This window comes from Serratia grimesii NBRC 13537 (genome assembly GCF_001590905.1).
GTDB lineage: Bacteria > Pseudomonadota > Gammaproteobacteria > Enterobacterales > Enterobacteriaceae > Serratia > Serratia grimesii.
In genome coordinates this window covers 12135-26919 of record NZ_BCTT01000002.1, presented here as the reverse complement: position 1 = coordinate 26919, position 14785 = coordinate 12135, and the positions used below count along the sequence as shown (strand labels likewise).

The window sequence follows — 14785 nt, the reverse complement described above, 5'->3', positions numbered from 1 at the left end:
ATCCCTTCGATCTTAAAGACGTTATATTACAATCTCTCATCTATACGGCCCAACGCAAATCGTTCGTTCCCATTTTCTAAGCGATCTCACCTTTCAGCGTTGTGGTCCCAGCCCCTGGGTAAGCAGCGTGATGGCGTGACGGGCAATAACGTCAGCGTTCAATGGATGATCATCGTCATTGCGCTGCCATTTTGGCGCAGTGGCTAATGGCAACAGCGTCATGCCAAACAGGGTAATAAACATCAGTGATGGCTCCAGGCCTGCATTCAGCTTGCCTTCTGCCTGCCAGCGAGTGATCGATTGCAGCGCCGTTTTGCGTTGCGCATCACCAAAACGTTCGTTCATGCGCTGCTTCAGAACGCCGTTATCGCTCATTACTTCACGCAACCACAGTGGGGCAAACCACGGATGATCAGTCGAGATATCGATAAACCGCTGCGCCAGTTGGGTGAAGGCGGCTACCGGGTCGTCTGTATGCGCGTCAAACACACTGCCAGCGGCAAGCCTTACCGGCAGAAAACGTTCGTCGATCAGCACATCCAATAGCTGTTCACGGTTGTGAAAATAGTAGTGGAGCATGGCAGGGGTTACGCCGGCCTCGCGGGCAATGGAATTCAGCGATGTATCAGCAATGCCTTGACGGGCAAACATATTCAGCGCCGTGTCGAGCAAATGCTCGCGTTTTTCTGCGCCATTAGCGCTGCCGCTAGGGCGGCCGGGCCGTCGTGGTTTTTGAACGTTTTGTGCTGTCATCGCGGTGAGATCCATTGACCGGAGAAAAGAATAACTCATATATTAATTACTCGATTAATTAATTACAAGCGGGCTCACTTAAATGGGTACTGATAACGTAGCAGGCAACGAAGAAAACGGCAGGGTGTCGGAACAGGCCCCCTCGATCCGTTTGTTGTTCTCAGCACTGCTGCTGGTCATGTTACTGGCGGCGCTCGATCAGACGATTGTCTCTACTGCGTTGCCGACCATCGTCGGTGAATTCGGTGGTCTGGAGAACCTGTCGTGGGTGGTGACCGCTTATTTGCTGGCGTCGACCATTGTGGTGCCGCTGTATGGCAAGTTCGGCGATCTGTTCGGTCGCAAGATCGTATTGCAGATCGCTATTGTGGTGTTCTTGCTCGGTTCCGTGCTGTGCGGGTTAGCCCAGAATATGACGGAACTTATCCTGATGCGTGCGTTGCAAGGACTGGGCGGGGGTGGCTTGCTGGTGGTAACCATGGCCGTGGTTGGCGATGTGATCCCACCGGCCGATCGTGGGCGCTATCAAGGGTTATTTGGCGGGGTCTTTGGTCTGGCGACGGTGGTTGGGCCGCTGATTGGTGGGGTGCTGGTGCAACATTTCTCTTGGCGTTGGATTTTCTATATCAACCTGCCGCTGGGGATTTTTGCGCTGTTGGTGATTGGCGCGGTATTCCAGTCCAAGGTCAATCGGGTTAAACATGAAATTGATTTTCTCGGGGCCAGCTATCTCGCAGCGGCATTGACCTGCATCATCTTGTTTACCAGCCAGGGCGGCACCGTAATGGCCTGGTCCGACGGCCAACTGTGGTGCATTTTAGCCTTTGGCCTGGTGTCGATAGGCGGGTTTATCTACGAAGAGCGACTGGCGAGTGAGCCAATCATCCCGTTAGGGCTGTTCCGTAATCGCACCTTTGTGTTGTGTGCATTAATAGGCTTTATTGTCGGCATGTCGCTGTTTGGATCGGTGACCTTCCTGCCGTTGTATTTGCAGGTGGTGAAGGATTCCACACCGACACAGGCTGGGATGCAATTATTACCGCTAATGGGCGGGATTATGATCAGCTCGATCATCAGCGGACGGTTGATCAGTAAGCACGGTAAATACCGCATCTTTCCGATCATCGGCACGTTATGTGCGTTGGCAGGGATGATACTGCTGGGTACGCTGAAAAACTCGACCCCGGTGCATTTGTTGTATCTCTACATCAGCCTGTTGGGGCTAGGATTGGGTATGGTGATGCAGGTAATGATCCTCGCGGCACAAAACAGCGTAGAGCCGAAACACATGGGGGTCGCGACCTCCAGTGCCACGCTATTTCGTTCTATCGGGGGGTCTATTGGGGTCGCCGTATTTGGCGCGATCTTTACCAACGTATTGCACAGCCGTCTGTCCAGTCTACTGCCTGAAGGTGCTGAGTTGCCTCGCTCACTGGGGGCAACTGCCGTGCATCATCTACCAGCAGCGCTGCAACAGGACTACTTGCAGGCATTCGGTGGTGCGATTCACTCGGTGTACCAAATTGCCGCCGTGGTGATGGCACTGGCCTTTGCGTTAACCTGGTTGCTGAAAGATATCCCACTTCGGAAGAAATAGCCTGTTCGCCGGTGCGTCGTAAGCGCGCACCGGCTCTCTTCATGCTCTGCGATGCAATTTTACTGAATCCTTACGCAACCCTGTCAGACTAAAAACGTCGCTTTCTATATATTGAGAATAAACGTTCTCAATAGGATAGAAAGTCGATGCAAAGGAAAAAGGTTTTTCTTGTCAGCCTGTCGTTGTTACTGGCCGCCTGTGATGGCCAAAGTGGCAGCGCCCCCACAGGCGCCAGTGGCGTGCAGGAGGTTGGGGTGGCGACACTGCATGGTCAATCTGTAACGCTGAGCAGTGATCTGACCGGTCGAGTGAACGCCACCATGACCTCGGATGTCCGTCCTCAGGTGGAAGGCATTATCCAACGTCGCCTATTTACCGAAGGTGCGGAGGTCAAAGCCGGCCAGGTGTTATATCAAATCGACCCAGCGACCTATCAGGCGAGTTATGATCAAGCGGCCGCACAGGTAAAAAGTGCCCAGGCCACGGTGAATTCCAGCCGTCTGAAAGCGCAACGCTACGCTGTTTTGGTTAAAGAGAATGGCGTATCCAAGCAAGATGCAGATGATGCAATGGCGACCTATCTGGAAGCCGTTGCCGCTGTTGCACAGTACAAGGCTGCGCTGGAAACGGCCAAGATAAATCTTGCCTATACACAGGTGCGTGCGCCCATCTCCGGCCGTATCGGTATTTCTTCGGTTACCCCTGGTGCGTTGGTGACTGCCAGCCAGACAGATGCACTGGCAACCATTCGTGCGCTTGATCCTGTCTACGTCGATCTCACACAGTCCAGCAGCCAACTGCTGAAATTACGCAAACAACAGGCTTCGTTACAACGTGACGATGTCACGCCGGTAACCATCAATCTCGAAGACGGTACGCCTTATTCTCACTCAGGCAAACTTGAACTGACAGAAGTGTCGGTAGATGAGTCTACGGGCTCTGTCACGCTGCGCGCCGTATTCCCCAATCCGGAACACGAATTATTACCCGGTATGTATGTTCACGCCAAAGTTGATAACGGTGTCGATCCCAAGGGGATTCTGGCGCCACAACAGGGCATAACCCGCAACGCTAAGGGTGAGGCGACCGCGCTGGTGGTTAACGCACAGAACAAGGTTGAGCAGCGCACTGTTACTACCGAGCAAGTTATTGGCAGTAGTTGGCTGGTCAGTAAAGGGCTGAGTGAAGGTGACCGGTTGATCGTCGAAGGCACCAGCAAGGTGGCTGTCGGCGCTGAGGTCAAAGCGGTTGACGTGCAAAAACAGGCGGATACCGCTGTGGCTAACGGCGGGGAACAGTAACCATGGCGCAATTCTTTATTCGTCGCCCGGTGTTTGCCTGGGTGATTGCGATCATCATCATGTTGTGCGGCCTGATGTCGATCAATTCGCTGCCCATTTCGCAATATCCTGACGTGTCGCCACCGCAGATTTCCATTTCCGCAACTTATCCGGGCGCAGATGCGGAAACCCTGGAAAATAGCGTTACTCAGGTGATTGAACAGCAGCTCACCGGCTTGGATGGGTTGCTTTATTTTTCGGCGACCAGCAGTTCTGACGGTTCAGTGAGTATTAACGTGACCTTCGATCAAGGCACGGACCCAGATATTGCCCAGGTTCAGGTACAGAACAAGGTACAGCAGGCGGAAAGCCGTTTACCGACCGAGGTCACCGCCCAAGGGGTGACGGTTAAGAAATCGCAGAGCAGCTTTTTGCTGATCGTCGGTCTGTATGACGAGACGGACAAGGCCAGCATGGCGGATATTTCTGACTACCTGGTGAGTAACATTCAAGATCCCTTGTCACGTATTGAGGGCGTCGGCGACGTGCAGGTATTCGGTTCAGAATATGCCATGCGCATTTGGCTGAACCCAACCAAGCTGGCGTCCTATTCATTGATGCCATCTGATGTGGAAACGGCCATTGAGGCGCAAAATACCCAGGTTTCAGCCGGTAAGATCGGCGATTTGCCATCGGGAGCCGATCAACAACTGACCGCTACCGTGAAGGCGCAATCACGTCTGCAAACGCCGGAGCAGTTCCGCAATATCATCCTGAAAAGTGACAGCAGCGGGGCGCTGGTACGCTTGGGCGATGTGGCGCGGGTTGAGCTGGGCAATGAGGACTACTCCTCCAGCGCTCGGTTGAATGGTCATCCTGCGTCCGGCATTGCGGTTAAATTGGCTGCCGGTGCCAACGCGCTCAACACCGCCAAATTGGTTAAGGCAAAAGTGGCGGAATACCAAACGTCCATGCCGAATGGTTACAAGGTAGCTTACCCGAAAGACAGCACCGACTTTATTAACATCTCGATCGAAGAAGTGGTGAAAACGCTGATCGAGGCAGTGGTGTTGGTGGTGATCGTGATGTTTGTGTTCTTGCAGAATCTGCGCACCACACTGATCCCGACCATTACCGTGCCGGTGGTGTTGCTGGGTACCTTTGGTGTGCTCGCCGCTTTCGGCTATTCGATCAACACGCTGACCCTGTTTGGTATGGTGTTGGCGATCGGCCTGTTGGTCGATGACGCCATCGTGGTGGTAGAGAACGTCGAACGCGTGATGCGAGAAGAGAAACTGCCACCGCGCGAGGCAACGGAAAAATCGATGTCGGAGATCACTGGCGCATTGGTGGGTATTGCCATGGTGCTGTCAGCGGTATTCCTGCCAATGGCGTTCTTTGGTGGTTCGACCGGGGTGATCTATCGCCAGTTCTCCGTCACCATTGTGGCTTCTATGGTGCTGTCGGTGATCCTGGCACTGACGCTGGCACCGGCACTCTGTGCGACTTTGCTGAAACCTGCCCATGACGATCTGACCAACAAAGGTCTGCTTGGCAAGTTCAACCGCGGCTATAACCGTCTGCAGGAAAAGTACGCAGACAAAGTTGGCCGGGTGATCCACAGCCCAATGCGTTATCTGCTGCTGTATGGCCTTTTGTTGATCGCCGCCGCAGTGATGTATATGCGGTTGCCGACCGGCTTCTTGCCCAACGAAGATCAGGGCGTGGTGATGGTGCAGTATACGTTACCGGCCGGGGCAACCAATGCCCGTACCGCTGCGGTCAGTGACGTGGTGAAGGATTATTTCCTGACCGACGAGAAGGCCAATGTCAGCACTATTTTCACCATTAACGGTTTTGGGTTCAGCGGCAGTGGGCAAAATGCCGGTATGGCTTTCGTTAGCCTGAAAGACTGGAGTCTACGCACCGGCAGTGCGAATACCGCCGATGCGATTGCCAAACGTGCAATGGCGCACTTCGCCACTATCCGCGACGCGCAGGTCTTCTCGATGAGTCCGCCGGCGATTGATGGTTTTGGCCAGTCTGACGGTTTCACCTTCGAGTTGCAGGCCAAGGGGGCAACCACCCGTGCGGAGCTACAGGTGATGCGCGATCAGATCATTGCCGCCGCGGGTAAAAATCCGAGCCTGAGCGCCGTACGTGCCAACACGTTGCCGGATACGCCGCAGCTGCAAGTGGAGATCGACAACGACAAATTGCAGGCGTTAGGTCTAAGTGCCAGCGACGTTAGCAGCACCCTGTCCAGCGCGTTCGGCAGCACCTACGTCAACGACTTTATCGATCGCAACCGGGTGAAGAAAGTCTATATGCAAGGTGACGTGGAATATCGCTCCAAACCGGAAGATCTCGATAAATGGTTTGTGCGCGGGACATCCAGCACAAGCACCACCAGCATGACACCGTTTTCTGCCTTTGCCGCTTCCCATTGGATCTACGGCCCGGAAAACTTATCTCGTTACAACGGCTTGTCGTCCTTTGAAATCACCGGTGAGGGCGCACCCGGTGTCAGTTCTGGCACGGCGATGGATGAGATGGAAACGCTGGCAGCAAAATTCTCCTCCGCCAGCAGTTTCTCGTGGAGCGGCCTTTCTTATCAGGAGCGGCTGACCAGTGGGCAAGCGGCATCGCTGTATGCTATCTCGCTGGTCGTTGTGTTCCTGTGTCTGGCTGCGCTGTATGAGAGTTGGTCCATTCCGTTTGCAGTGATGATGGTGGTGCCGATGGGTGTGGTTGGCTCGCTGTTGGCGATCACGCTGCGCGGTCTGGAAAATGACATTTACTTCCAGGTAGCGTTGCTGACCATTATCGGTTTGTCGGCCAAGAACGCGATCCTGATCGTTGAGTTTGCCGAAGAGAAATACCAGCGGGGTGAAACCTTGATCGCCGCAGCCATAGAAGCGTCCCGCATGCGTTTGCGACCTATCCTGATGACCTCGTTAGCGTTTAGCGCCGGTGTCTTGCCGTTGGCTGTTTCCACTGGTGCAGGGGCCAACAGCCGGATCGCCATTGGTACAGGGATCATTGGCGGCACCATCACGGCGACGTTATTGGCCATCTTCTTTGTTCCTTTGTTCTATGTATTGGTGCGCCGGATGTTTTCACGCAAAACGCCCCTCGCTACACCGGTAAAAAATACTGCGCCACAGGCAGGAGAATAATGTGCTGCAACGTTTAATCACTCTGACATTTCCGCTGCTACTGGCGGGATGCCTCTCGCTGGATCCAGACTACCAGCGCCCACAAGCGCCGGTTCCTGCCAATCTGCCGCAGGGGGCGGCATATGCCGCACCTTCCGGTAAATTGTCATTGAGCTACCCGGATATCCCCTGGCATGACTATGTGGTCGATGCCAAGTTACGGCAGGTGGTGGCAATGGGGCTGAGCAGCAGTCGTGACCTGCGTGAAGCGATTGCCAATATCGAATCGGCGCGGGCGCTATACGGCGAACAGCGTTCTGATTTGTTCCCAACCATTAATGCCGGAGTGGATGGCAGTCGTGGTCGTGCGCTGACCGGCAACGGTAACGCCACAGCAATAAGCCAGAGCTACGAAGCTACGGCAGGCACCAGTGCATTTGAACTGGATTTATTCGGCAAAAATCGCAGTCTGTCGCGTTCTACCTTTGAAACCTATCTGGCGGAATCAGAAGCGGCGAAAAGCACGCGTCTGACGTTGATCGCCGATATTGTCACCGACTGGGTTGATGTTGCGGCTGCACGCAGTAATCTCGCCGTGGCTAAGAGCACGATGGAAAGCGCCAGATTGTCGCTGGAGGTAACACGCAAAAACCAACAAAACGGCATTTTGTCGATGGTCGATGTCGCCTCGGCGGACACGGTGTATCAACAGGCACGATCGGACGTGGCCAGTTATACCACCAGTGCCGCACAGGCAAAGAATGCCTTGGATCTGGTGGTGGGGCAAAGCGTGCCAGAAAACCTGCTGCCAACGGATATTGAAGCACTGTCAGGCATCATGAAAGACATGCCGGCTAACGTGTCATCGCAAGTGTTGCTGAACCGGCCTGACGTACTGGAGGCCGAACATAACCTGAAAGCCGCCAATGCCAACATTGGCTCTGCTCGTGCGGCGTTCTTCCCATCGATCAGCCTGACGGCTAGCGGCGGAGTGGGGAGTGGGGAACTGTCGTCACTGTTTAGCAAAGGTGTTGGCGTTTGGTCGTTCGCGCCAAGCATCAGTCTGCCGATCTTCACCGGGGGTTATAACACCGCGCAGTTGAATTACACCAAAGCGCAGAAAGACCTGTATGTCGCCACCTATGAAAAAGCGATACAGACTGCCTTCCAGGAAACTGCCGATGCGTTGGCACGCAAGGGGACTATTCAGGAACAGTTGGCAGCGCAAACTGGCTATGTGGCGGCGTCACAAGAGTACTACCGCCTCGCTGAACTGCGTTATCGACAGGGTGTGGATACGTATCTGACGATGCTGGATGCGCAACGGACATTGTATACCGCCCGCCAGTCGTTGATTACCGCCCGGCAAACCGAGTATCAGAACCTGATTACGCTGTATAAAGTTTTGGGGGGCGGTATTACCGCAGAAAAACAGAGTGACGGTGTGATCGCCAATAATGCCTCGCTAACCCAATAAATTTTATCGCCGACAATAACGCTATTACGCAGGGTGGAGTGACTCCGCTCTGCGTATTGTTATATTCATTCTGTGGTGAAAGTGTAAAGAAAAGGAAAATAACCTCGCTGTAAAGAACTCGTAACAACCATCAGGGTCTGAATGATATTGCATCATTCTCGCAGCCAAATAGTTTGAGGTTGAAATGGAAAGTGATATTCAGCAACAGGTGATCTCGGTAATTGAGCGATATAACCCATCCAGCCTCCTCAAACGGGGGATAGCCGTTACTCTTAATACGGAAATAAACAAAGAGCTCAATCTGTCGTTACCGGTGTCGGAGACGTTGATGCGTGGCTATTTCGACGCTTTTCTTATCGATAGCAGCAATTACAATCATGAGTTATATTTTCGGCAGGCATCAAAATCAGCACTGTTATTTTCTTCATCAACGCGCCGCAGTAATCACTGGGATCTTGAAATAGAAAGGATCAGGCCCTTGTATGTTTATATGCTGGTGCGATCTGCCCGGGCCAAACGTTGGTTGTATGACATCCATTTTCTGATAGAACAACTAAAGTGACGCGGTGACATTCTGGATAAAATAGTGTGTTCGTGGCCAAATTCATTATGTGGTATTTATCGCATATAAATAACAAAGAAAGGCCCGGGCGTTAATACCGGGCTTTTCTTATGGTGCTATTAAGCCAGCAACTCGGCAAATTTTGCCAACCACTGCGGATGTGCAGGCCATGCCGGAGCCGTTACCAGATTACCGTCAACATGCGCTTGATCAATGCCAATGTCCGCATAGTGGCCACCACTCAATTGCACTTCTGGTGCACAAGCCGGATAGGCACTACAGGTTCTGCCTTTTAAAATACCAGCGGCGGCCAACAGTTGTGGCCCGTGGCAAACGGCTGCGATTGGCTTACGGGCGGCATCAAAGGCTTGTACCAGTTTAATGACTTGCGGGTTCAGGCGCAGATACTCAGGGGCTCTGCCACCGGGGATCAACAAGGCGTCGTAGTTTTCCTCTTTCGCTGCTGCAAAGTCTGCATTTAAGGTAAAACGATGGCCGGGTTTTTCACTGTAGGTTTGTGCGCCGTCAAAATCATGGATCGCCGTCATAATGTAGTCGCCTTTAACTTTGTCGGGGCAAACTGCATCAACCTGGTGACCAATCATCTGCAATGCCTGAAACGGCACCATGGTTTCATAATCTTCGGCATAGTCGCCGACCAGCATCAGGATCTTTTTCTTACTCATGGGGGCAGTCCTCTGGGAGGGAAAGAATGCCTAACATATAGACTATTGAACAGGGGAACGCGAACCTGTACACAGGTATGACCTTGTCTATACTTTTTGGTGCCGTGGCTTTTTCCGCCGTAGGCTGTTCAGGGAGAGCAACCTCAGCGAGGTGGCGCAGTATCTCATCCATTGGCTCGCCGGGAGATACCCGGTCTCTGCTTACGAGTACATCACATGCTAAACCTGGCCACATTGCTTGAAGAAAGTGCGCGTTCATTTCCAGATCGTTTGGCACTGGTACAAGACACATTCCAACTCACCTATGCTGAGCTTAATCACCGAGCCAATCAGGTTGCCAATCTGCTTGTCACTCTGCGGGTGCAACCTGGAGAAAGGGTGGCGCTGGCTTGTCCAAACATATGGGAGTTCCCGGCCATTTATTATGGCGTGCTCAAAGTCGGTGCGGTAGTCGTACCCTTGAACACGTTGTTGAAAGCCGGTGAATTTGAGTATTACCTGCAAGACTCACAGGCGGTGGCCTTCTTTTGTTTCGAAGGGAGTCAGGGATTGCCCCTGGGGGAAGAGGCGCGGCGTGCCTTCGAAACCGCAGAAAACTGCCGTGAGTTTATTATTATTGGCGACAGCATACCGCTCACAGGTGACCGCTTCAGCCAAGCCATCAGTACACAACCCCCCCATTTTGACAGTGCCACCACGGTGGAGTCTGATACTGCGGTAATCCTCTATACCAGTGGCACCACGGGCCGTGCCAAAGGCGCGGAGCTGACCCATTCCAATCTGGTGTTAAATGCACTGGGTTCAGTACAACTGTTCAACAGTTCCGTGGAACGTCCCGATCGTCACTTGGTCACGTTGCCGCTATTCCATACGTTTGGCTCCACGGTGCAGATGAATGCCGGTTTTGCCTTGGCCGCGACACTGGTGTTAGTGCCGCGTTTTGATGCGAAGCAGGCTATCGTGCTGATGCAACAGCATGGCATTACCTTTTTTGCCGGCGTCCCCACAATGTACTGGGCATTATTGAACTCGCTGGACGATACAGCAGACCTGCCACTGTTACGTAAAAATTTGCGCATGGCCGTGTCCGGTGGCGCCAGTTTGCCAGTCCAAATCATTGAGGATTTTGCCCGGCGTTTTGGCGTCAACATACTTGAAGGATATGGGTTGTCGGAAACCAGCCCGGTTGCCACCTTTAACCATCCGGGGCGAGTCAACAAAGTGGGGTCTATTGGCCAACCTATCTGGGGTATTGAAGTGCGGTTGGTTGATGTCACCGGTAAAACGATAGAAGGCATAGATCAGGTTGGTGAAATTGCGGTGCGTGGTCACAACGTGATGAAAGGCTACCTAAACCGCCCAGAAGCGACGGCTGAGGTGTTGGAGAATGGGTGGTTTAGAACCGGTGATTTGGCACGGTGTGATGCCGATGGCTTCTATTTTGTTGTCGACAGGTCAAAAGATGTGATTATTCGCGGTGGCTTCAATGTGTATCCGCGAGAAGTGGAAGAACTGATGATCCGCCATCCGGCAGTGTCCTTTGTGGCAGTGATTGGCATACCGCATCCATCACTTGGCGAAGAGATTAAAGCTGTGGTGGTGATGAAGGATCTGGACGAACCGGTGAGTGAAGACGCGTTGATCGCGTGGACCAAAGAGCGGTTGGCGGCGTTTAAATACCCGCGTATCGTCGAGTTTGTTGAGCGGTTGCCGATGACCAGTACTGGGAAGGTGCTGAAACGACTGTTGCGTTGAAGGGGGCACTCATAAAAGACTCCCGGCCTGCAGAGCAAGCCGGGAGGGATAATGCATTAACCTGGGTAAATGCCACGCTCTTTACGTGCGGTCAGGATACGCTCACAAGCGACGATATAGGCCGCGGTGCGCAGGCTGCACTCTTTCTCTTCGGATTTGTTCCAAACGTGAATCATCGCGTCGGTCATAATCTTGTCCATACGCTCGTTGATCTCGCTTTCGCTCCAGAAGTAGCTGGCCATGTCCTGAACCCACTCGAAGTAACTCACGGTTACGCCACCGGCGTTACAGATAACGTCAGGTACCACAGTGATGTTGCGTGAACGCAGAACGTCGTCCGCATCTGGGTAGGTTGGGCCGTTAGCGCCTTCCAGAACCAGTTTGGCACTGAGAATCTCTGCACGTTGACGGGTAATCTGGCCTTCCAGCGCAGCTGGGATCAGAATGTCCATATCAACAGACCAGAATGCTTCGCTTTCGATCTCGCTAGCGCCAGGGAAACCGGCGATTTGCTTGTTCTTGGCTTGCCATTCGGTCAATGCAGTCAGATCGATACCGTTAGCGTTGAACAGCGTTGCTGAGTGGTCCTGAATCACTACCACACGCGCACCGATGCCAACAAACAGACGAGCGGCTTCGCTACCTACGTTACCAAAGCCCTGAACTGCAACTTTAGCACCTTCGATTTGTACGCCCAAACGCTTAGCCACTTCACAACCTGTCACGAACACACCGCGACCTGTTGCTTTTTCACGCCCCAGAGAACCACCCAAATGGATAGGTTTGCCGGTGACTACGCCGGTGATGGTCGTGCCGTGGTTCATGGAGTAGGTATCCATCATCCAGGCCATCACTTTAGAGTTGGTACCCACGTCTGGTGCAGGGATATCTTTCTGTGGCCCGATGATAAAGCCGATTTCGCTGGTGTAGCGACGGGTCAATCTTTCCAGCTCGCTTTCAGACAGTTTGAAAGGATCGACGCGGATCCCCCCCTTGGCACCACCGTATGGCAGGTTAACTGCCGCACATTTGATGGTCATCCAAGCTGACAGCGCCATAACTTCATCGAGGTCAACGTCTGGATGGTAACGGATACCGCCTTTACCCGGGCCGCGTGACAGGTTGTGCTGAACGCGGAAACCTTCGAAGTGGCGGATTGAACCGTCGTCCATCTGCAGTGGGATATCGACAATTAGCGCACGCTTAGGGTGACGCAGGGTATCGACCCAACGCGACAGATCACCCAGGTAAGGCGCAACGCGGTCGATTTGTTGCAGATAGGTGGCCCAGGCCGTTGTGCTGCTTTCTGAAGCGTAGGATAGCTTTTCCATAACCAACCTTTTTTATATAGAGGTATTTATTTTGTTTAACCGTGGATTACTAAGTGCATAACACTTTTGCGACGCTAAATTTACCATTAAAAATGCCGCTTGTTAGCCCCCCCTCATCGGGCTGGAAGCCGGTTGCCAGCGGGTTTTGAGCCGTAAAAATGAATAGTTAATTACTTTTTCAGAAGCGGTTAGCTGACTACGCATACTTTATGCATAAAAAATGCATAAAACCCGTTTTTATCTATTTTTCAGAACCTTGAATGTGATCAAAAAGTTTCATTTTATTTAAGTGTCATGTTGACAATGCCGTTTCCTGACGCCAGAGTTAAATTCATGTTAAATCGGCGCTTGCAGCGTTTTTTTCTTGAACGAGAATATTTATAACAAACTGATAGTAAAGCAATTACCCGCCACGCTCATGCCTCGCATGCTAAATGTGGGCGACAGCGCAGTTAGAATAGCCGTTTTCAGATGTGTACAGATATTTACTTCCCTTTAACAAAAGGGCGGGCTTCGTTTTGCCTGAATCTCTTTTTTGCCGGTAAAACGCCCGGTGCGTTTCACTCCTGCTGCAGCGGCACAAGCTGCTTAATCGCCTTAATGACGGACAGGTAACACCATGACAAAAAGTAAGCAACATCGGTTGAATACCCTTTCAACCGAGGGGCCCGACTGCGCCCAAACCTTGCAACGCGGTTTAAGCGAACGCCATATTCAACTTATTTCCATTGGCGGCGCCATTGGCACCGGTTTGTTTATGGGCTCAGGCAAAACCATTGCGCTCTCTGGGACCTCTATCGTTTTGACTTATGTCATCGTCGGCTTCTTTATGTTTATGGTCATGCGGGCAATGGGGGAACTGTTGCTGACCAAGCTCGACTATCGTTCGTTTGCTGATTTCGTCTCCGAATACCTGGGGCCCAAAGCCAGCTTCTTTCTCGGTTGGTCCTATTGGTTGAGCTGGGTGGTCACATGCATTGCCGACGTGGTGGTGTGCGGTGGCTACATACAGTATTGGTATCCGGAGGTCTCGCCGTGGTTACCGGCCTTACTGACGCTGGGGCTATTGTGTCTGTTTAATATGCTGTCGGTGAAGATGTTTGGTGAAGCAGAGTTCTGGTTTGCCATTATCAAAGTGATCGCCATTATTGCGTTGATCGTTACAGGGGCCTGGATGGTTTTCATTGGCTGGACTTCGCCGGACGGTGTTAAGGCGTCGGTCAACAACATCACAGATCCCGCTATTTTTATGCCTCATGGTATTTTCGGCTTCTTTGCCGGTTTCCAGATTGCCATTTTTTCCTGCACCGGCATCGAATTGTTGGGCACTATGTCAGCCGAGACCAAGAACCCGCAAAAGGTGCTGCCTAAGGCGATCAACGTCATCCCGGTGCGCATCATCATCTTCTATGTGTTCTCCATGTTGGCGATCATCGCCGTGACCTCATGGAGCCATATTTCCCCAGACAGTAGCCCGTTCGTTATGCTTTTCGATCAGGCAGGTTTACCCGCTGCTGCTGCGGTGATTAACTTTGTGGCACTGACGTCGGCCATGTCTTCGGCTAACAGTGGCGTGTATTCCAGTACGCGTATGTTGTATGGCTTGTCGATGGAAAAGCATGCACACGGGCAGTTCAAAATACTTTCGCGGAATACCGCTATTCCGATCCGCAGTTTGATGTTCTCGTGTTTTTGCATGGTGGTGGGGACGATGCTGCTCATTCTGATGCCAAATGTGATGACGTTGTTTACCATTGTATCTACCGTGGCAGCGATACTGGTGGTTTACAGCTGGGGCATGATCCTGGTGGCCTATCTGGTTTATCGCAAAAAACGGCCTGAACTGCATGCACGCTCTACCTTCAAGATGCCTGGCGGGGTAATCATGACCTGGCTAACACTGGCGTTTTTTGCTTTCACGCTGGTACTGATGATATTTGACCGTGACACGTTGATTGCTCTGTGCAGCATGCCTCTGTGGTTTATCACTCTGGCGGTTGTCTGGCGCTTCCGAATCAAAAACAGTGTAGCTCGGGAAGGCTACGTGTTTTACCAACGCAGTCGAGAGGCAGAATGATACTGGCAGGAGGGCGGAAGACCGCTCTCCTGCTCGGCATTCAAGGGCAATTAAGGTATGCTAAGCGGCTGACCAGATGATAGAAATTGGCCAATATCATCATGGCTTA

General features: G+C 52.5%; 10 protein-coding genes. 7 read left to right on the top strand and 3 right to left on the bottom strand.

All coding sequences use genetic code 11. The features are described from left to right. Nucleotides 1-93: 93 nt before the first annotated feature. A complete protein-coding gene (locus SGR01S_RS01075) occupies nt 94-792 on the bottom strand; it encodes a TetR/AcrR family transcriptional regulator (RefSeq protein WP_061806272.1) in 699 nt (232 codons plus the stop codon). A 43-nt stretch (nt 793-835) separates the two neighbouring features. Between SGR01S_RS01075 and SGR01S_RS01070 the strand changes: the two genes are divergently transcribed. The 5 genes from SGR01S_RS01070 (at nt 836) to SGR01S_RS01050 (ending at nt 8827) form a co-directional block, all read left to right on the top strand. Next, nucleotides 836-2350 carry an MDR family MFS transporter gene (locus SGR01S_RS01070; protein ID WP_037415354.1) on the top strand — a complete coding sequence of 505 codons (1515 nt, stop codon included), beginning with the start codon at nt 836-838 and terminating at the stop codon, nt 2348-2350. A 146-nt stretch (nt 2351-2496) separates the two neighbouring features. Next, a complete protein-coding gene (locus tag SGR01S_RS01065) occupies nt 2497-3651 on the top strand; it encodes an efflux RND transporter periplasmic adaptor subunit (protein ID WP_061806271.1) in 1155 nt (384 codons plus the stop codon). A 2-nt stretch (nt 3652-3653) separates the two neighbouring features. Then, the gene (locus SGR01S_RS01060; RefSeq protein ID WP_037415340.1) at nt 3654-6809 is read left to right on the top strand and encodes an efflux RND transporter permease subunit; all 3156 of its coding nucleotides are present in this window, start codon (nt 3654-3656) and stop codon (nt 6807-6809) included. 1 nt (nt 6810) lies between these two features. Continuing rightward, nucleotides 6811-8265, top strand: a complete 1455-nt coding sequence (locus SGR01S_RS01055) for an efflux transporter outer membrane subunit (RefSeq protein WP_061806270.1) — start codon at nt 6811-6813, stop codon at nt 8263-8265. 184 nt (nt 8266-8449) lie between these two features. Beyond that, nucleotides 8450-8827 (top strand): DUF1493 family protein, encoded by a 378-nt coding sequence (locus SGR01S_RS01050; RefSeq protein WP_061806269.1) that lies wholly within the window; start codon nt 8450-8452, stop codon nt 8825-8827. A gap of 119 nt (nt 8828-8946) precedes the next feature. On the opposite strand, the gene SGR01S_RS01045 is transcribed toward SGR01S_RS01050, so the two are convergent. Continuing rightward, a complete protein-coding gene (locus SGR01S_RS01045; RefSeq protein ID WP_061806268.1) occupies nt 8947-9513 on the bottom strand; it encodes a DJ-1/PfpI family protein in 567 nt (188 codons plus the stop codon). A 216-nt stretch (nt 9514-9729) separates the two neighbouring features. Here SGR01S_RS01045 and SGR01S_RS01035 point away from each other — a divergent pair, with 216 nt between their 5' ends. Beyond that, nucleotides 9730-11268 carry a long-chain-fatty-acid--CoA ligase gene (locus SGR01S_RS01035; RefSeq protein ID WP_061806267.1) on the top strand — a complete coding sequence of 513 codons (1539 nt, stop codon included), beginning with the start codon at nt 9730-9732 and terminating at the stop codon, nt 11266-11268. Nucleotides 11269-11324: 56 nt separating this feature from the next. Here the strand turns inward: SGR01S_RS01035 and SGR01S_RS01030 are convergent, their stop codons facing one another. After that, nucleotides 11325-12599, bottom strand: coding sequence for a Glu/Leu/Phe/Val family dehydrogenase (locus SGR01S_RS01030; protein ID WP_037415325.1), 1275 nt, complete (start codon nt 12597-12599; stop codon nt 11325-11327). Between the two features lie 619 nt (nt 12600-13218). On the opposite strand from SGR01S_RS01030, the gene SGR01S_RS01025 reads away from it, so the two are divergent. Continuing rightward, on the top strand, nt 13219-14676 hold the full coding sequence (locus tag SGR01S_RS01025; protein ID WP_037415322.1) for an amino acid permease: 1458 nt from the start codon (nt 13219-13221) through the stop codon (nt 14674-14676). Nucleotides 14677-14785 lie beyond the last annotated feature (109 nt).